Here is an 18220-nt window from a genome sequence, read left to right on the forward strand (position 1 = left end):
AACGCACCCGGGAAATCAATCACGACGATGATGGTGACTTTCCCACCGAATGGCTACACCCCCGCACACAGACATCCAGGTTCGGTAAATGCCGTCGTCCTGGAGGGTACGGTCCGATCGCAGATGGAGGGAGGCCCGCCAACGGCATACACCGTAGGGCAGACGTGGTTTGAAGCGCCGCGTGCTCTGCATATGTTTGCTGAGAATCCTGATCCTGTTCATCCCGCGAAGCTCCTCGCAACGTTTGTCGCCGACACGAATTGTGGTCCATTGATGTTGCCGCCAGATGAGAATTAGCTCGTTTTGAAATGCCCGAGCACGGCAAGATTCCCGGATAAAAGCCGTTGCCGCGACCCTGGTAATGGTAAGCCGCTCAGTCTACGGTCTTTAAAGTGCGCGTCCGTGGTACATGTTGACCTAAGCGCAAACAGTTCGTGAGGATTGTGCTCGGCGCGAGCGCCCATCCATATGATCGCGCCAAGACCGATGCATCCCGCCCTATCGTCCGGGCTCGCGGGCTTGCAATTGCTTAGCGACAAACAGCCCCACCCGATGCAATGGCTCATGTGCGCGTCGAGTCATTGCAACTCGGCTATCCGTTCGTGCAATGCGCGTTGCCAGTCCGCCGAAAGTAATTAACCGTTTCTGTTCGTCGGTAATGTGTCAGGAGATAGGCTCGCGAGTTGTCCAGCTATCTCATCGAGCGAATTGCCGATGCGTTGTGCAAGAACGACGAATCCTATCCGTCGAAGCGACGAGCGTGGATAGTACCGACGACTGGTTCTTTACCGCTAAAAAAATATCAGGCCACGCGATTCCTTAAATTTCAGCGCGGATGGAGCAACACTGCTGCGCCTGGCGACTTCGCCGATAAGGGCGAGTCGATCAAGTACAGCGCATGTTGGGGTCGTTAAAACTCCATGTCTCATTCGCGCGCGTCATCCAGGCAGTTTGCGCGCTAGCAACGAGTTTACAACGCTGAGGTCGGTCGAACCGTTCTCGTCGGTTGCCGCCAGTCGATGCCTTCGAGCAGCATTGATAGTTGCGCCGGGCTCAGGCTAATGACGCCACCATCGGCTTGAGGCCATACGAAGCGCCTCTTCTCGAGTCGCTTCATCAGCAGGCACATGCCATCTCCACTCTACCACAGCACTTTGAGTAGATCGCCGCGTTTGCCACGAAACACGAAGACGTGTCCGCAGAACGGATCGCGTTCAAGCACTGTCTGCACCTTGGTGGCGAGACTGTTGAATCCGGCCCGCATGTCGGTCACGCCCGCAGCAAGCCACACACGTGTGCCGGAAGGAAGACCGATCATGTCTCGGCCTCCGCAGCGGCACGCAACGTACGCAAGACAACACGCAGCGTGGCTGCGTCGGGCGTGCCCTCGATACGCACGCGTGCGATGCCGACGCAAATCTCAATGTCGCCCGCGACGACCGGCTGTGCCTTGCTCTGCAACTGAACCGGCAATCCGGCCGCGCTCTCAATCAAGCGTTCCTCGTGAGCTACCTCTACCGGCAACAGTGTCGGCGGTTCATACTGTCCCGCTTGATAGGCTCGACGCCACTTGAACAATAGATTTTTATTTAGCCCGTATTCCATAGCCAGTCGGGCAACCGAGACACCTGGTTCAGATGCCAGCTTTGCGAGCTCTCGCCGAAACTCGATGGGGTGGTTGGGGGTAACCCGCGCGCTTACCGTGCAGCACGATCGCGTGCTGTATCTGCTGGAAGACACCGATGAGAACCGGCGTCTGATTCATCGCTACATCGAGGTGTGGGAGTACCCGGATGGCCGTATCGAGATCCGAACGCCTGAGCGCGCGCTGGCCTATCGGGAATATGATCGGCTCGACGAGGTGGATCAGGGAGCGGTGGTGGACAACAAGCGTCTGAGCCGCGCGCTGGAGCTTGCGCAGAGGATGCAGGAGCAGCGTGATAACCGACGCATCTCAGGTTCGCCCTCGCGCACGAATCGCGGCATCGAAGTGCGTTTGCCCGAGAAGCTGCCGGGCACCAAGAAGCAGCGCGAGTTCACGCGCGAGGATGTGAACCAGATGATCACGCAGTTGGCGCAGGAGCATGTGATTGCGCGCAAAACTATGGGCAAACCCGGTTCTCGGTCAGGCAACGTACGCTGAAAGAACATCTACGCCCTGCCCGTTCAAGCCTGATCCTTCAACGCTGCGTGTGACCAACCCGAAGAACAAATCCGATATCTGTATTTAGCCCGCACTACGAGATCTGTGTTTGGCCGTGACATCGTCATGAATATCCGCGTTGACCTAACAGAACGAGCCTGTACCTTTTGCCGATCGCAATTGTCGCGCGACCAGGTCCGCGAACAAGCTTTCAGGGCGAATTTCGTTGGAGCGATGTCTTCGGCGGTTCTCGCGTCGCCCGCTTTCTCATGGGGCGGTTGACCAACTCCGGCTTTCCAGGTCATGCCTTGACGGTAGCTCACTCACGCAGATTACGGCGAAAAAAAACTTATCGGCTGACGAAAAAATCAACGATCTTGGCCCGGTTGACCACCAAGAGTCGATGTCGCTCGACGCGCCGGAACCTGCTCAAAATTTAGAATCCGACAAGATTAGCGACACGGAACAACAGTCTCTTTCGGCCGCGCCGAATTCTTACAGACTTCGACTGATGCGCAAGTCATCTAGCGAAGTGATGAAGCGAGTGTGGGGACTGTTTCCTGGCAACAGAAGCTCTTCGACACTCGCTCCCCTCTACGGCGCGTCAATTAACTACGTTTCTTACTATCAAGCCACTTAACGACATCCGTCGCCGCGCCACCTTTACCAGCCCCGTCCAGCACAGAATAATGATCCTTGCCAGGGTAGAGACGGAACTCAGCAGGAGTACCGGCAGCGCGCGCGTTCCGAACGGCCTGAAGCGTCACAGCCATCTTGATCGAAGGATCCTTATCTCCCTGTAGCAAGAGCATAGGACCGGGAGTACGGCCGCGAGGAACGCTTTGTTCGTCCAGCCAATGTTGCAACGCCAGAGCGGCCTCAGGACTTTGTGGGGTGAACTGGTAGTCGTTTAGCTTACTACCCAGGTTTGCGGAGAAGCTTTCCCAGATTTTGAAAGTGCACTCGTTGCGTGTCTCATCAAACATCGCAAGTGCTTGCTTTCCGAGGTAGTCCGCGTACTTGAGCTCGGGATGTATGGTTGCAATACCTTGCAACGCCAGCAAATAGAATCCACGGTCGACCGGACCGGGCGAACCGTAGTAATAGGCCTGTCCGACATTCGTAACCGGAGCGAGGCCGACGGTCCCACGAAAATCCAGACCGCTCCCCCAGCTCGGAGCAAGCTCACCTGCAGCAATCACGGCCTGGCCTCCCTGGGAGTGGCCGACAGCAAACCAAGAGTCGGACAGCGAGCGGTCTGCCTCCATCCCCGCGCGAACAGCGTCAATGACACCCCGACCTTCACTGTCAGCGACGATGTAAGGATGCTCGCCGCTCATCCCGAGACCTTCGTAGTCAGTTGCCACCACGGCGTAACCCGCCTTCAGCAACTCTGACACGAATGGGCCATACCCGTATAGGTCGATTCTCCCGTCCTTGTTTGAAGCAAGGGACGGCGCACATGCGTCACTGGTTCCCGAGGACCCATGTGCCCACGATACAACTGGCCATCCTCCTTGAGGCGCTGCTCCCCGTGGGACCAGAAGCACACCACTGACTGATATCCTCCTGCCGTCGAGTGAATACGATCGATAGCTGATGCGGTCGGCTCGTGCGGCATGCGTTGCGAGCTCAGGTGCTAGGTTCTGAATAGCCTCGTCGGTCAACAATGCTCCAGAATCGCTGGGTCTCGCAACCGACGGCACGACTGACAACGCGACATTGCTCCACTTTACTTTCTGAGCGTTTGTCGACGTCGTCACAACTGACGCGGGTTCGGCCGCGCCAACAAACATTGGCGCAACCAAGGTAGCGCCAAGCGAAAGCTTAAGCAGATTGAATTTCGGTTTCATGACTTCTCCTTTTCTATAAAGCTAAATTTAAGCGACTTCCTTCCTCTGGAAAAGAACCAGGAATCACGCAATCCAGTATACCGAGATCTCGTTTTGACAACCTGTAATACGCATACCTAATCGATAACACAGATGTTCTGCATCGTATGCAACGGAGAAGCTATCCACGATGTCAATCTTGGCGGCAGGAGTCGATCGACTCTCTTTAATCTTTTGATAGGAGTGTAATACCGCGACCTCGAGCTATCCCATCTTTCGCTGGTGTATGCCAGTTCTGGCGAAGATTGGAAAGTGAGCAAAAAAAGATGCTGGCGCGATGCCAGCAACTGAACAGGCAAGTCGGGGCAACAAGCCCGAGAGAGACAGCGTTAGACTGGCTGCGGGATTGTCGCATTCTAGGACTACGATAGCGCCCGCCCTACCTTATCTTCAAATTTGCTTCGTCAGGGGCTTTTTGACTCATCGACCATGAAAACAATTCGACACCTTCATGTTCCAGAATCCCGGCCCACAGATTTCGACCCGCATGATCGGCGTACCGGTTCCTTCCCCTGTCAGATCTTGCGCTGGAAGCAGCGCGGTTTTTAGCGAATCATCGCATCTCGATTTTGGTGCTGTGCAAAGTCCACCATCAGCAAGATGACGAGCTACAAGTAGGCTCCAGTATGCGTTGACCGCAATCCTTCCAGTTAAATGACGGAACCTCACTAGTACGGGTGCTTGAGCCACGTGAAGGATCCAGTCGTGCGGACGGCGGAGTTGCGTTGGAACTTTCATCTTCAGCGGTCTTCGTTACTTCCCGGATGTGTTCCTGCAAAAGTCGAATCCATCTTGAAGTTTTGGCGTCGAGATACTCGCGTGACGGATAGAGGGCGTACGCGGTGAAGTCATTCATGGTCGTGTTCGGCAGGATCCGAACGAGCGTTCCGGCTTCGACCAAGGGCTTTGCCGTGATCCATGGCAATGCACCAATTCCGAGCCCCTCTTGAATTGACGCCGAGAGAGCATCCATACAACTGACCCTAATTCGTGAACGCTCTAAATCAAAGGTTTCTTCCCGACCCGAGTTGTGAATTACCCATCTTACGTCACCACGGGAGCCCTCTATCAACTGCAGAACTACATGGGCATGCAACGACGCAAGCGTCTCTGGCGTTCCTGTTTTCTGTAAGTATCCTGGCGAAGCGCACAACACGGTGGCGGTGTCGAACAGTTTGACTGCAACCAACCCAGAGTCCGGCAGTGCGGTTTGCGAGAAGCAGATCACGACGTCAAATGCTGAGCCAACGGGCTCAATAGCATCAGGGGACAGCGTCAGATCTATCTGGACGTCCGGATTGTCTTCCAGATATCGCGAGCATACGGGTACCACGTACTGCTTTCCGAATACTGGTGGTGCATGGACCTTGAGTCGTCCGATCGGCTTTGTGCTCGCATGAAGCGCCTCTTGATCCGCGAGTTCAGCTAACCGGAGTATCTCGCGGCATCGCGCAAAATACTTTTCTCCAGCATCGGTCAAAGACAGGCGTCGCGTCGTACGTTGAATCAGGCGCGTTTTCAGAGCAACCTCAAGCTCGGAGATGCTCCTTGAAACCACCCCAGCGTGCAGACCAAGCTTCTGCGCGGCGCCCGTGAAGCTGCGTGCCGCACAAACATTGACAAAAATACGCATATGTCGCATCTCAGCCATGACGACTCCAACGATCTCGAATGCATTCAATGTAGCGCTTATCAACGCAGGCTAAGCGTTCTTTTCGACATGGCATGCTCATCTATTGAAGAGATGGCCCAGAATCATATGTCTCGAGTGTCCCATGTCGTTGCGCCATCGCTGATCACTGCAGCTAGTGCGTCCTTTCATCTGGGGATCACGACGCCATAGAATGGGCGCCTTCTGGGTTGGCCCAGTCTAGGATGATGTTCTTGGCTCTTTCGACTAAGCCCTTGTGCGGTTAATGTATCGATTCTTCTCAAGTGGAGAGACGTATGACCGAATCGCTTACATTCGTTCACCTTGAGGAGCCTGCGGAAATCTATGCCGCTTTCGATCTTATGAAACAACTGCGAACGCATTTGAGGGATCCAGACGCATTTGTCGCGCAAATCAAACACCAGCATCAACAGGGATATCGCTTGCTTGCCGCTCGATCCGGCAGCGAGCTGCTTGGACTGTCTGGCTATCGTACGCAGTCCAATCTGCTTTACGGAAGCTTTATCTACGTTGACGATCTCGTCGTCGACAGTAGCCAGCAGCGCGGAGGTATTGGTGCACAGTTGCTCCAGGCTACGCGCGAGATCGCACGTAAGGCAGGTTGTGCGTTTTTCGTCCTTGATACAGGCCTCCACATGGCGCTGGCACAGCGCTTCTATTTTCGACAAGGGTTGCTCGCTAGGGGCATGCACTTTTCTCAACAACTCCCTTTGCCATGAACCCGACGAGTGTACTGGAGCGCTTACGATGAGAATGCTTTCGATTAACGCAAGTCCGCACGGCTACGCGAGCACCGGGTGCGGGATAGCCGACGAAATCGAACAACGTTTGAAAGGCGACGCGAGACGTGAAGTCGAAGTGGTATATCGCGATCTTGCCGCTGAACCGCTGCCTCCGATCTCTCGGCAGTATGCACGCGCGATTACATCGCGCGACGCAGATCCCTCACAGTTTGAAATGTCCGAGGGCTTGATTCGAGAGTTGGAATCAACCGATTTGCTCGTGATCAACACGCCGGTTCACAACTTCACGGTGCCAGCGGCACTGAAATTGTGGATCGACCATGTGCTGCGTATTGGACGTACCTTCGTATCGACGTCATCTGGAAAGGTCGGGCTATTGAAGGATCGCCCCACCATTGTCATCGTAGGTGCCGGTGGATTCCACCACGGTGAACACGCTCAGCAGCCCGACTTTCTCTCTCCATATCTGACCTATGCGCTCAGTTCCATTGGCATCTCGAATGTGCAGTACATACGGCTACAAGGGCTAGTGTACGGTCCGGAGAAGGTCAATCTCGCTTTCGAAGGAGCGCGTGCGCAACTGGATGTTCACCCATTATTTCTTTCCTCGCCGGCCCATACGGACGTGAGATAGCTAATGCGATCCTAATGGCGCCTTCCAGCTGGCGTCGAGGCACTGCACCAGAGTTCTTGCGTGCGCCAGCGCTTCCTCAGCCTGGGTGATGTTTGCGAATCCCAGAACCAGTCCTCGAGGCGTGTTGGTCGCATGCACGTTCGTGTGCCAAATAGAAAGTGGCATTACGCCCATTCCGCGGTCGCGGGCGAGGTTAGCCACCGCCGAATCATTGACTGGTCCTTTTGCTGCCTCGGCAAACTGGACTGAGAGCTGTATGCCGCCGGGAGGCAGCTGTATGGTCATACCTTCGCCGAATATCGTTCGAAAAGCTGAGGCAATTAATGCGCGCCTGAATTCATACAATGGGCGCATTCGCTTCAGGTGCCTACCAAAATGGCCTTCGGCTATGAAATCCGCAACAGATGACTGAATGAGCGTCGGTGCGCCGGCATTCATGCTGCGGGCGACCTGACCGACCCGAGCTACAGCACGCTCGGGCACGACGGCATACGCTAGCCGCAATCCTGGAAACATCACCTTACTGAACGTGCCGCAGTAAATTACGCAATCGTGGGTGTCAAGACTTTTCAACGGAGGTAAAGGGCGGCCGACGTATCGGAACTCACTGTCATAGTCGTCCTCGATGATCCAGCTTTTCGCGTCTTTTGCCCAATCGATCAGCGCGAGACGCCGGGCCAGCGATAGCGTGTGTCCAAGCGGGCTCTGATGAGATGGGGTGACGATTGCGAATCGCGCATCTCCAGCCAACTGTCTACCACAAGCGACGTCGATACCTTGCTCGTCTACAGGAACCGGTACTAGCTTGACTCCGAAGTGCTCCAGAAACTGGCGAGCGAGCAGGTATCCTGGGTCCTCGAACCAGACGCGATCATTTTGTTTCGAGAGACTGCGAAGCATGAGTTCGAGCGTGGCACGATATCCGCTCGTGATGAAGACCTGCTCAGGGGCACATGCGACGCCCCGTGACAGACTTAGATAGGTTGCGATGTACTCCCGCAGGGGCGCATAGCCCGCCGGGTCAGGATATCCCAGTAGTCCGGTACCTTCGTCATGCAAGCGACGGGTGACAATACGCTTCCACACCTTGCCTGGAAATGCATCAAGTGCGGGCAATCCGGGCTGGAGAGGGCGTGGTGACGGTCCAGGAGCCGATAGCGATTGACGAATGCATTTCTGAGAAACGGGGAGCTGGGGCGGTACGGTCGACTGTAACGCTAGACGCACGCCCGCGCGCGAGGTTACCTGTGCCAGCGCGGGAGACACTATCGTGCCCGCAGCGCCGCGCATCTGGAGATAACCTTCATTTACAAGGATGGTATAGGCTAGCTCGACAGTGCCTCGCGCTGTATTGAGCTGCAGTGCGAGGCCCCGCTGAGCGGGTACTCGATCGCCTGGCTTCAGGCGACCAGCTGCAATCGCCCTTTTGAACCGTTCGCAGATCTGTAGGTATATAGGTAGATCGCGTTGGCGGTCGATATCAATCTGCAATGGTAGTTGGCGAGCCATAGCGCGAGGGGGCCGTTTAAAATATTCGACCGTGCGAGAATCCACTTCCGCGATACATAAAGCTTGAGCGACTCCGCAGTCGGTGAAAGCGCCCTGAGCGCTCGGGCTTCTGCGCATGCCCCAAACGGGTGACACGGACTGTTGCCGGGAGTCGCAATCAAAACTGGCGGAAGGTTTCCGCACAGACTCAATAGTTCATCCCGCACTTGCGGCTTCGACGGCCTTCGGTACTTTCCGGAAGCTAATTGCGAGCCGGTTGAAGAGGTTCATGAGGCCGATCGTAATTGTGAGATCTGCCAGTTCCTTGCCGTCGAATACGTTGGCGGCTGCGGCGTAGGCCTCGTCAGGAATGTGAGTCTCCGCGACGCGAGTTACCGTTTCTGCCCAAGCCAGCGCTGCCCTCTCGCGCTCCGTGAAAAGCGACTCGGCCTCATACCATACTGGTACCAGGACAATCTTCTCAGTGCTCACTCCACGGGTTTGCAGGTCCCTGGTATGCGTGTCGATGCAATATGCGCAGCCGTTTATCTGGCTGACGCGCAGGAACACAAAATCAATCAGAATAGGGTCCAGTCCGCACTGGGACACATAGCCATACACACCACCAAGTGCCTTGTAACCGACCGGTGCCGCGTTTATGTAGTCAAGCCGCTGGCTCATTGCAATCTCCTTCGCCGTATCAAAGATGGGGGAAGCCACACTTTGGATGATTTCTGGTCTACACGAAAGTACCGAGAGAGTGTTTTTCTGCTGTACCATAACTCTCATGAAACATCGACTCGACATCGCACTGGATCGTACGGCAGATATGCCGTTGACGGAGCAGATATACACGGGTATCGCATCCGCTATCGAAACCGGTGTTCTTCTGCCTGGCGGGCGACTGCCCTCGTGGCTCGATCTCGCATCCCAACTCGGTGTCTCGAGAGGCACGGTCAAATCGGCCTACGAGCGACTCGCCGATCAACAACTCGTGGTCAGTTCGCCTCATGCCGGAACGCGGGTGGCAGATCATCCCATCAAGCGAAGTCCAGATACTCGACTCGAAAATGGAGAGACCGCGCCAACTGCTTTTCGCGATTTCCCTTCTAATATAATTGGCGCGTTTCAAAACGGAGTTCCAGCATCCGACTGCTTCCCGGCAGCCTTGTTTGCCCGCTTGCGTTCTCGGGCAGCACGACTGGAAACCACGTCCCCTCTGCTTTATCCCGATCCTCACGGTGCCGAGGAACTACGGCGGGCGATTTCCGCGAACCTGGCAATATCCAGAGGGCTCGAGTGCCATCCGTCGCAGGTGTTCGTGACACACGGGTACTCGGGAGCACTAGCCTTCGCACTACATGTGCTTCCAATTAACGGTCGGGAAGCTTGGACCGAGAATCCCGGGTACTTTCCTGCCCGCCGCGCCCTAGAAATAGCCGGGCTTCAGCCCGTACCGATTTCCGTCGATCATGACGGAATTGACGTAACGTGCGGAGAGCGTCTTGCACCAAACGCCGGCTTGGCACTTGTGACCCCTGGCCAGCAGGCTCCGCTTGGTTCGACGTTGTCCCTCGCGCGTCGTTGTCAACTTCTCGAGTGGGCGCGGAATCGACAAGCGTGGATCATAGAGGATGATTATCTCGGTGAGCTGCAGCTCCGGCGTCGTGCAGCGCCCGCCCTGGCTTCAGTCGATACTGCTGGACGAGTTATACACATCGGCTCCTTCAGCAAGACGATCAGTCCGACGCTACGCTTGGGCTTCTTAATTTCGCCGCCTGCGCTGGTCGAGCGGTTTGCGGAAGCCGCTGCGTGTTTTTCACCGGCTCCCGACCCCGCCGTACAACTGGCAACCGCCGAGTTCATGCGAGATGGTCACTACCTGAGGCATCTGCGCAAAATGAAACGCGTATACGCGTCGCGTAGCTCCGCCCTCCAGCACAGTCTCGAATCGAAAGGCTACGTAGTACATCCTGCCTGTTTGGCAATCGTGTTAAAGCTTCCTGACGGCCTGTACGACCGTGAAATCGCAAGCAGGGCACGCCAGGAAGGCTTGTCGCCTGTACCACTCTCGATATGGTACGCAGGCCAAGCAACGCAGCGGGACAATCACGGCCTTTTGCTCGGGGTTGCTACGGCGAACGAAGAGCGAATCGCCAGAGATTCACATCGGCTCGATAGATTGATCAGGGGCACCGGTTGAACGTTTCTTGAGTTGGTAGTTCGGTGCTTTCGCATCGGAGTCTAGTAGTACCGAGTCGTAAACGGCTTTAAGGTAACGCGGCAATACGGACATCTCTGCGGTCGCCTGGAGTTGTATGCAGGGATTTGGCAGCGCAGGGTTGCGATCGAGTCAACTACGTGTCGCTGCATTCGTTGGGAAGCCGTGTGGGGTGTAGTCCAAGGTCCGCGACGGTTAAAAGTACTATTTAGACGGGGTGAAGCATCGGTCCGATGCTGAAGAAGTAAAGCCGTCGAACATCGGCGCGAAGAATTTCACCGCGCTTTCAGGAGAGCCGGGCGGTGAAGTTGGGCCTTCCGCCGAGCGTGGCCCTTGGCGTGTGCTACTTTCCGCTCGAAACCATCAATAACGAATGGCGGTCACATTAGACTGCGGTGGTACATTCAATCGCTCGCGATTGTTTAATAGCCGACTATTGGCGGTGTGGCTACGAAATAGTCAGTGACGGTAATATACTACATCCGACGAAAAGAGTGACGCGGAAGGCAGGAGGTCGGCCCTTACTTACGCGGAACGGCGTTATCAGGGATCGATGCGGTACTTGCGTCGCCTACCCTTGTTTGACCGATGTTTTCGAGCTATTAGCCGCCAATGTAGCACATCCCGATCCTGGGACCTTCAGGCCCTCCTCTTACAACCATGTTCACTTTTATGGGCCCAAGCCCCGCACAACGCGCCGCGTCATTTCCATCGAGCACTTGCCTTACCGGAAATCGGGAATTGCTTATTCTACGAAAAATGGAATCATCGAGCGCGTCGAGACTCACTGTTACTCTATCGAGACCGGCAACTTACAGTTCATTCGCATACTTCGCTAGCAGAGCACCGTTCGTCGTCGTGGCTAGTTCGAGAATGGTCTTTGAGCGACGATCTGAGCCCTGAGGCAGCAAACTCCGTTCATCAATGCAACGCGAGACCTAGTCTGGTTGGCTCTTGCGTTTGATGGGGACGGCATGCCATCCATCATTGCTGGAATTTCCCTATAGTGCGACGCAACGCGTGTTTCGGCAACACGGCGGCAGCAAAGCCCCTATACGCGCACCCCAACCATTCCTACGATGATCACCAATGAAAAAGTGAAGGCAAGAGCAATAAGTCCACCGCAGATTCGATTCGCACGAGCGACGTCAACATTGTGGGCGAGCATCACTGTCCGAACGCCACAGATAGCGTGACACAAGAGAAATATGACACCAACGCTGTAATGCGGGATTAGGCGCGTCGACCAAGCGTCGCGAATTAGACCGACTGGCTGGTTTGTAGCCCAGACGTAATCCGTCTCTGTGCCAAAATGCCGTGCGAGTGTAAAAACCGAATTCATATGACACGGGATGAATGCAAGCAAGAAGGAACCGGATGCGATTTGCAAACTGACGAAAAAATCCTGCTTTCTCTCCATCTTTTCTGAAACGAGGAACAGTCCACTCAACACCTGAAACAGCATCAGCCCTACAATGCCCGGTTGAACCCATTTATTCAGGTAGACGTATCTGATAACGTGCTGCATCGCTTTATGGAGGTCATTCCCGAAAATTCCGAGACTGTGATTTACCAGGTGCGGCATAAGGAACACTACCAGCAGCAAAGCGGCTGAGACACCGTGCAGCACGCGAATACGGCTGGCATCTCGCTTTCCGGTACGAAGCATTTCGGAAGATTCTGGAATTGAATACCCGAGGGCAACAGTGGTCAGAAGCATTGTCCACCCTGCGCTCCACACGTATTTGTCGGCATCGTTGATTTTCATCATATACAGAACGACGCCTAGCAGAACATACAACGATGGCGTGGCGATTGTCGCGAGTGAGGCGAGCCTCACAATGTGCGACCGCCGACTGCGGTCCTGCGCACATGACAATGCCGTGAAACTAGCGAATGCGGTTGCGGGGATGCCAAACACGACAAGCATCGCGAAAGCAGCGACCACCGTATTTCCGATCGCAACTTCTGATGCAAACCAGCTAAGATACCAGGGGTAGCCGAGCGCAGCAATCGTCGGCAGCAAGTGAAGGATGAGGGAGGATCTCGTCTCCCTCGCATGGGTTATTGCGTTCATCCTAGGCTCCACCCTCATCTTCAAGAGGGATGTTAAAATAAAACGTTAGGCAGCGCAGCAAGAAACCAACATCGCTTTTCAACCGCTTTCGCAGCGTGGTGCTTTTACGTACGAGCAGATTTGGTATCTCGGTCGATCGTCTCGACGTGCGTGTTTGTGTGTTGCGCTACGAATCTCTTTTGGGCGGGTAGCACGACATACCCCGCTGGCTCCGGCAATGAAAACGCTGAGGCTCATATGGTCTTCCCTTCAAAGGTCGATCGCGATCAAGACGATTTGCCGCGCCGACCATGCAATGCATTCGGTTTGATTCGTTGCAGTATAGGGTTGCGTCGTCAACCTAGTGGGCCATAATCGACGTCGCAAATTGGTCCGCTCCACCACATACCTGATATAACCAACTGCAGACAGCAAATTGAATGATCTCCTGATCGAACTCGGCAGCAGCGGTCCGATGCAGCAGCGCGTCTACGAAGGAATCTATGCTGCGCTGCGCGACGGGCGGCTAAAACCCGGCCAACGGCTACCGGCGTCGCGCATATGGGCCTTGGAGCTCGGCGTGGCGAGGAACACGATTCGCGACGCGACCACGGCTTTAATCGCTGAAGGTTAGCTGGAGGCACGCACAGGCTCGGGACTGTTCGTCCGAAAGCAGCCTGTTTTGCGCTCGGAGCAAGACGACCCTTCGACGGACACTCCCATTCCGTCAGGCGGCGGGCTCCTTTCGACTTGGGCGAAGGCACTACCTACCGCACACCCTGTATTCTCGACGTCGAGGCTTCTCGTCGATTTCCGGCCCGGCATCGTTTCGTCAGACGCAGAAAGACTTTTTCGGTACAGACGACCGGTGCAAAATAGCGACGCTGCAACGGCGGCGCTCTGTGAATACGGCGAGCCGATAGGCGAGCGTTCCTTGCGAGAGCGAATTGCAACATATCTTCGCCAATCCAGATCCGTACGGTGCTGTCCCGACGATATCGTCATCACAAGCGGAACACACCAATCTATGGACCTTCTTTCCCGTCTGCTACTTGAGCCAGGCCGGTCACTCGCTGTTGAGGATCCCGGCTACCCCGTCATCGGGCACGCGGCAAAGCTGGCTGGTGCCGCGCTAAACCATATTGGGGTGGACGAAAACGGCCTCAGGATTGACGAACTACCGTCAACAGTCGCGGGAGTCTACTGCACTCCAAATCACCAGTTTCCTCTTGGAGTCGCGTTGAGCCGGTCAAGGCGTCGCAAGTTGCTGGATCGTGCCGCTCGCGAAGGCTTTTTTGTTATCGAGGACGACTATGACTGTGAGTTCTACCACGGTGCAGCCCCATCAGCATCTCTTCAGGCAGATGATTCGGCCGAGCGAGTGATTTATGTGGGATCCGTTTCGAAAATTCTCGCACCTGCGCTCCGCATTGGCTATATAGTCGCTCCGAGTTGGTTACAGAACAGTCTGCGTCGTGCTAAATGGCTTACCGATAGGCAGACATCGTCTTACGCACAAAATGCTCTGCTAACAATTATGACAAGTGGAGATTTTGCGACACATTTACACAAGATGCGGCTTGAGTACGGGAAGCGCCGTACAGCGTTGCTGGACGGGATACGAAGTAAGTTAAATCATTGCATGGTCGTACTGGAAAGCACTTGTGGAATGCATGTGGCCGCGCGTGTTATTAACGGTCACGATGCAAACGTCCTTTGCAGACTTGCACAAGCCGCAGGCGTCGGGATCTATGAAGGCAACCAATTTTCAGTCTTAGGTTCTGCCAGCGATATTGTTGTCTTTGCGTTTGGAAACACCGACACCCATGCCATTGAGCGCGGACTTAAACTTATCCAAAGAGCCTGGACTTCACAGATAAGTGAACATCTGCCGTGAGAACGTTGATTGATGTTAGCACAGACGTGCAGTGTCTCACTTCCGCACGTGGGCTCGTCAGCGACCGGGCCATCAGGAAGTCCTCCCGGTTTCACGTGCCAAACAGGCCACTCGGCGTGGGACACTCGGCTCCCGCTTAACCACCATCCGTGCAGTGCGGCCCTTCGGAGTCTCGGATATTCATAGGCTTGAAACGGTCTACTGGATGCTCATCCGCACTTAAACCCCAGATGGAAAACGCGAGCGGAGATGAGCCATTGAGGAAATCGCGTGTACGCCGCGAGCTCAGGAAGAGGCTCTTTATAAGGTGAACAAGTTTTTCGGTTCTTTGAGAGCTTAATCAGCGTGTAACCTCCACAGTCGGTACTCGTTTCTCATAGCTTGGAGAAACACAGTAAAGGCTTCAGCATATTTCCCCGGCCGCCCTCCGTCTGCGCGTTTCAGTTTCTGGATTGCCCGAACTACCGTAAGTCAGTATGACTTTCCGTGGGTAGAGGGGCTGGCCTGACGTGGGGCATCAACGCGGGTTAGCATCGCTGCCAGAGCCGCATGGGTGGGCAAAGGCCGCACCCCGGCAACTTCCCCACGGAGGCCAGCATGGACAACGATAGCACGGTGTACGTCGGACTTGATGTGCATAAGGAGTCGATCACAGTTGCCTATACGATTGATTCGGGTGAAGTTGAGCTAATGGGCAAGATCGGGACGACGCCGACGGAAATTGATCGCCTGTGCAAGCGACTGCGATCCAAAGGGCGGCATATCCGAGTCGTCTACGAGGCTGGGCCCTGCGGTTACGGGCTGTACCGGCGTCTGGTCAAGCAAGGCTTCGACTGCATGGTATGTGCGCCGTCATTGATTCCACGAAAGCCTGGAGAACGGGTCAAGACTGACCGACGCGACGCGATAAAGCTGGCGCGTTCGCTGCGTGCCGGCGACCTTTCAGCGGTATATGTACCAAGCGTCGAGGACGAGGCGTTCAGGGATTTGGCGCGAGCCTGGGCATCGGCGAGGGACGATTTACGGCACGCGCGACAACGACTGAAGTCCTTCCTGCTAAGCCACGGTGTGCACTATGTCGGACGCGCGGACTGGGGCGCCGCACATCGACGCTGGCTAAGCAAATATTCCTTCGAGACAGCATGGAGGCAACTTGCGTTTGAAGAACATCGACGCACAATCGAGGATCGGCTAGCACAGTGTGAGCGACTGGAAGTAGCGCTACGTGAAGCCGTCGTCGAGTGGGGCTTCTATCCGGCAGTGCTGGCGTTACAGGCGATGCGCGGCATCCAGTTCATTACGGCAGTCGGCATGATCTCCGAGCTCGGCGATCTCTCACGCTTCGAGCATCCACGCCAGTTGATGGCGTGGCTGGGCATCACACCTTCAGAACATTCGTCCGGAGGAACGCGACGCCAAGGGGGCGTCACCAAGGCGGGCAACAGCTATGCAAGAAAGCTGTTGGTCGAAGCAGCGTGGAGCTACCGACATCCGGCCCGCGTAGGTAAAACACTGCAGCCTCGACACGAAGGCATTCCAAAGGCGATCGTCGATCGTGCGTGGGACGCACAGCTACGGCTATGCAAGAAGTATCGCAAACTTGCGACGCGAGGCAAGAACGTCAATGTTGCGGTGGTAGCTGTCGCCCGGGAACTCGCGGGCTTTATCTGGGATATCGGCCGAATGGCGATGTCACTGGCATTGCCGCGGCACGCTGCACAGCAGGCATAACACTTACGAGGCAAAACACCGTCACAACATTCTTGAGAGTTTCCTGAAGGCGGCGTAGCCCGGTACAAGAGCAACCCACGGCGCCGCTTCGCGACGGCAGACAGCAGGCCGACTCGCGGCGTAAGAAAGTGGCAGGCTCATATGACGGACTTCCGTAATGCGGTACCCAACCCGCGGATATCAGCGTGATTCACCGTCGGCCTTACTGCTACGTCGCCCTCAGGAAATTCCTTTGCCTATGGAAAAGCCAAAAACGCAGGTATCGCGATTGACATGGAAAGTCATATCAGCGGCTCACCTAGGCCGTGTGTAGAGGCGTCCGCGCCTGGGCGCAGGATTGCATCAGATGGAGCGGCTAGATATCTTGATGTGGTGAACTCGCCGCTGCGTGCAGCTTCTCGGCCACACGCCATGGCAAGAGCTCGTCGATGACAGAGATTCTATGGTCGGCGATTCTCGGCAACACATAGTTTAGGTACGCGCGCGGATCGATGTCGTTGAGGGCGCACGTGCCAATCAACGAGTACATTGCAGCAGCACGTTCACCACCGCTGTCGGAGCCCGCAAACAGGAAGTTCTTGCGGCCCAAACTCACACAGCGCAGCGCGTTCTCCGCGATGTTGTTGTCGATCTCGAGCCTACCGTCCACGCAATAGAGCGTCAGCGCGGGCCACTGATTGAGCGAGTAGCTGATCGCCTTGGACGTGTCAGACTTCGACGACAACGCTTCGAGCTTGGTCTTGAGCCACGTTTCGTAGATGCGAAGCAGTGGCTTGGCTTTCTCGTGCCGTATTCGCAGCCGTTCGTCCGCAGGCTTGCCGCGAATGGAAGCTTCAATGTCGTACAACGCACCAATGTATTCGAGGGCTTCGGCGCCGTTCGACATGCACGGCAGCATACGAGTGTTCCGCGCGGTTTACAACATCGATAACGCGGCGGTGCGCCGGGGCTGTCGCCAATCGATGCCCTCGAGAAGCATTGACAGTTGCGCGGAGCTCAGATGAATCTTCCCGTCGTTGGCCTGGGGCCAGATAAAGCGGCCCCGCTCAAGACGCTTTGCCAGGAGCCAGATGCCATCCTCCGTCGCCCAGAGGACCTTTATAAGATCGCCTCGGCGGCCTCGGAAGACGTAGACGTTGCCGCCCAATGGATTCTCTTCAAGCGCCGTTTGCACCTTTGCCGCTAGCCCCTGAAACCCACAGCGCATGTCGGTCACGCCTGCAGCAATCCAGATACGCGTGCCAGCCGGGAGCGAGATCATGATCGCAGACTGCCCAACACGGTACGCAGCATGTCGGCGTCGACCAGACCATCTATCTTGACCACCACACGGCCGATTCGGATTTCAATCGTGCCCGCAGGTGGCGCCGGGTTTGCATCTAATGCTGGTAAATCGCCTGACGGCGCGGCCAGGGCCTGCGTCGGTGGGTCACTCAGCAGTACGACTGGCAGCAGGCCGGCAGGCTGAGCGTGCCGCTCGGTAAGATATCGGCGCCGCCAGGTATTGATGCCATTCTCACGGGCGAGTCTCGCAACGGAGACGCCTGGTTCACATGCCGCTGCCGCCAGCCGGTCCCGAAGCTCCCTTGGGTAATTTGGACGGCCCGCTCGAACCCGGCTTCTTCTCTGAGAACTCTGACAAAGTGTAAGCGTCATTCTGCGGCCGCATGGACAGAGCTGAAGCCGGTGTTCAAAGTAATGTCCGTTACTTCAAGTGATGGGGACTACTTTGGACACACGGAA

General features: G+C 55.8%; 15 protein-coding genes and 3 pseudogenes. 8 read left to right on the plus strand and 10 right to left on the minus strand.

All coding sequences use genetic code 11. From position 1 onward, the window contains the following. Nucleotides 1–30: 30 nt before the first annotated feature. Nucleotides 31–297, plus strand: coding sequence for a cupin domain-containing protein (locus QCE64_RS24465; RefSeq protein WP_310007361.1), 267 nt, complete (start codon nucleotides 31–33; stop codon nucleotides 295–297). A gap of 161 nt (nucleotides 298–458) precedes the next feature. Here QCE64_RS24465 and soxR read toward each other — a convergent pair. From soxR to tnpA, 3 genes and pseudogenes are all read right to left on the minus strand, one after another. Further along, nucleotides 459–929, minus strand: a pseudogene (gene soxR / locus QCE64_RS24470) (redox-sensitive transcriptional activator SoxR); the annotation flags it as partial. 41 nt (nucleotides 930–970) lie between these two features. After that, a pseudogene (tnpB, locus tag QCE64_RS24475) lies at nucleotides 971–1318 on the minus strand (IS66 family insertion sequence element accessory protein TnpB). Further along, nucleotides 1315–1740: an IS66-like element accessory protein TnpA gene (tnpA, locus tag QCE64_RS24480; protein ID WP_310006715.1), complete on the minus strand. Its 426-nt coding sequence runs from the start codon at nucleotides 1738–1740 to the stop codon at nucleotides 1315–1317. Before tnpA ends, tnpB (QCE64_RS24475) begins: the two are co-directional and overlap by 4 nt. On the opposite strand from tnpA, the gene QCE64_RS24485 reads away from it, so the two are divergent. Then, entirely contained in the window at nucleotides 1718–2143 is a 426-nt protein-coding gene (locus tag QCE64_RS24485) for a hypothetical protein (RefSeq protein WP_310006717.1), read from the plus strand. The genes tnpA and QCE64_RS24485 overlap by 23 nt on opposite strands. Before the next feature lie 608 nt (nucleotides 2144–2751). Here QCE64_RS24485 and QCE64_RS24490 read toward each other — a convergent pair. Further along, complete coding sequence (locus QCE64_RS24490) at nucleotides 2752–3996, minus strand: alpha/beta fold hydrolase (RefSeq protein ID WP_310006719.1); 1245 nt, start codon at nucleotides 3994–3996, stop codon at nucleotides 2752–2754. Between the two features lie 631 nt (nucleotides 3997–4627). Further along, complete coding sequence (locus tag QCE64_RS24495; RefSeq protein ID WP_310006720.1) at nucleotides 4628–5686, minus strand: LysR family transcriptional regulator; 1059 nt, start codon at nucleotides 5684–5686, stop codon at nucleotides 4628–4630. Between the two features lie 296 nt (nucleotides 5687–5982). Here QCE64_RS24495 and QCE64_RS24500 point away from each other — a divergent pair, with 296 nt between their 5' ends. Together QCE64_RS24500 and QCE64_RS24505 are read left to right on the plus strand one after the other, a co-directional pair. Continuing rightward, on the plus strand, nucleotides 5983–6426 hold the full coding sequence (locus tag QCE64_RS24500) for a GNAT family N-acetyltransferase (RefSeq protein WP_310006722.1): 444 nt from the start codon (nucleotides 5983–5985) through the stop codon (nucleotides 6424–6426). A gap of 28 nt (nucleotides 6427–6454) precedes the next feature. Next, complete coding sequence (locus QCE64_RS24505; protein ID WP_310006724.1) at nucleotides 6455–7084, plus strand: NAD(P)H-dependent oxidoreductase; 630 nt, start codon at nucleotides 6455–6457, stop codon at nucleotides 7082–7084. Here the strand turns inward: QCE64_RS24505 and QCE64_RS24510 are convergent, their stop codons facing one another. Together QCE64_RS24510 and QCE64_RS24515 are read right to left on the minus strand one after the other, a co-directional pair. Further along, entirely contained in the window at nucleotides 7085–8593 is a 1509-nt protein-coding gene (locus tag QCE64_RS24510) for a PLP-dependent aminotransferase family protein (protein ID WP_310006726.1), read from the minus strand. A 195-nt stretch (nucleotides 8594–8788) separates the two neighbouring features. Beyond that, nucleotides 8789–9253: a carboxymuconolactone decarboxylase family protein gene (locus QCE64_RS24515; RefSeq protein WP_310006728.1), complete on the minus strand. Its 465-nt coding sequence runs from the start codon at nucleotides 9251–9253 to the stop codon at nucleotides 8789–8791. A gap of 148 nt (nucleotides 9254–9401) precedes the next feature. Here QCE64_RS24515 and QCE64_RS24520 point away from each other — a divergent pair, with 148 nt between their 5' ends. Then, on the plus strand, nucleotides 9402–10775 hold the full coding sequence (locus tag QCE64_RS24520; RefSeq protein ID WP_310007363.1) for a PLP-dependent aminotransferase family protein: 1374 nt from the start codon (nucleotides 9402–9404) through the stop codon (nucleotides 10773–10775). Nucleotides 10776–11844: 1069 nt separating this feature from the next. On the opposite strand, the gene QCE64_RS24525 is transcribed toward QCE64_RS24520, so the two are convergent. Beyond that, the gene (locus QCE64_RS24525) at nucleotides 11845–12870 is read right to left on the minus strand and encodes a hypothetical protein (RefSeq protein ID WP_310006730.1); all 1026 of its coding nucleotides are present in this window, start codon (nucleotides 12868–12870) and stop codon (nucleotides 11845–11847) included. A 415-nt stretch (nucleotides 12871–13285) separates the two neighbouring features. Here QCE64_RS24525 and QCE64_RS24530 point away from each other — a divergent pair, with 415 nt between their 5' ends. The 3 genes from QCE64_RS24530 (at nucleotide 13286) to QCE64_RS24540 (ending at nucleotide 16477) form a co-directional block, all read left to right on the plus strand. Further along, nucleotides 13286–13483 (plus strand): GntR family transcriptional regulator, encoded by a 198-nt coding sequence (locus QCE64_RS24530; protein WP_310006732.1) that lies wholly within the window; start codon nucleotides 13286–13288, stop codon nucleotides 13481–13483. 234 nt (nucleotides 13484–13717) lie between these two features. After that, nucleotides 13718–14746 (plus strand): PLP-dependent aminotransferase family protein, encoded by a 1029-nt coding sequence (locus QCE64_RS24535; protein ID WP_310006734.1) that lies wholly within the window; start codon nucleotides 13718–13720, stop codon nucleotides 14744–14746. A 597-nt stretch (nucleotides 14747–15343) separates the two neighbouring features. Further along, the gene (locus QCE64_RS24540; protein ID WP_310006736.1) at nucleotides 15344–16477 is read left to right on the plus strand and encodes an IS110 family transposase; all 1134 of its coding nucleotides are present in this window, start codon (nucleotides 15344–15346) and stop codon (nucleotides 16475–16477) included. A 355-nt stretch (nucleotides 16478–16832) separates the two neighbouring features. Here QCE64_RS24540 and QCE64_RS24545 read toward each other — a convergent pair. Beyond that, a pseudogene (locus QCE64_RS24545) lies at nucleotides 16833–17348 on the minus strand (transposase); the annotation flags it as partial. Nucleotides 17349–17393: 45 nt separating this feature from the next. Next, the gene (gene tnpB, locus QCE64_RS24550) at nucleotides 17394–17738 is read right to left on the minus strand and encodes an IS66 family insertion sequence element accessory protein TnpB (RefSeq protein ID WP_250517964.1); all 345 of its coding nucleotides are present in this window, start codon (nucleotides 17736–17738) and stop codon (nucleotides 17394–17396) included. Between the last annotated feature and the right edge of the window lie 482 nt (nucleotides 17739–18220).

This window comes from Caballeronia sp. LZ043, from assembly GCF_031451075.1.
Lineage (GTDB): Bacteria > Pseudomonadota > Gammaproteobacteria > Burkholderiales > Burkholderiaceae > Caballeronia.

Bases quoted from the DNA above. Each gene is read 5' to 3' on its own strand.
- QCE64_RS24465 (WP_310007361.1), top strand. From the start codon at position 31: ATGGTGACTTTCCCACCGAATGGCTACACCCCCGCACACAGACATCCA.
- QCE64_RS24490 (WP_310006719.1), bottom strand. From the start codon at position 3,996: ATGAAACCGAAATTCAATCTGCTTAAGCTTTCGCTTGGCGCTACCTTG.
- QCE64_RS24495 (WP_310006720.1), bottom strand. From the start codon at position 5,686: ATGGCTGAGATGCGACATATGCGTATTTTTGTCAATGTTTGTGCGGCA.
- QCE64_RS24500 (WP_310006722.1), top strand. From the start codon at position 5,983: ATGACCGAATCGCTTACATTCGTTCACCTTGAGGAGCCTGCGGAAATC.
- QCE64_RS24505 (WP_310006724.1), top strand. From the start codon at position 6,455: ATGAGAATGCTTTCGATTAACGCAAGTCCGCACGGCTACGCGAGCACC.
- QCE64_RS24510 (WP_310006726.1), bottom strand. From the start codon at position 8,593: ATGGCTCGCCAACTACCATTGCAGATTGATATCGACCGCCAACGCGAT.
- QCE64_RS24515 (WP_310006728.1), bottom strand. From the start codon at position 9,253: ATGAGCCAGCGGCTTGACTACATAAACGCGGCACCGGTCGGTTACAAG.
- QCE64_RS24520 (WP_310007363.1), top strand. From the start codon at position 9,402: ATGCCGTTGACGGAGCAGATATACACGGGTATCGCATCCGCTATCGAA.
- QCE64_RS24525 (WP_310006730.1), bottom strand. From the start codon at position 12,870: ATGAACGCAATAACCCATGCGAGGGAGACGAGATCCTCCCTCATCCTT.
- QCE64_RS24540 (WP_310006736.1), top strand. From the start codon at position 15,344: ATGGACAACGATAGCACGGTGTACGTCGGACTTGATGTGCATAAGGAG.
- tnpB (WP_250517964.1), bottom strand. From the start codon at position 17,738: ATGATCTCGCTCCCGGCTGGCACGCGTATCTGGATTGCTGCAGGCGTG.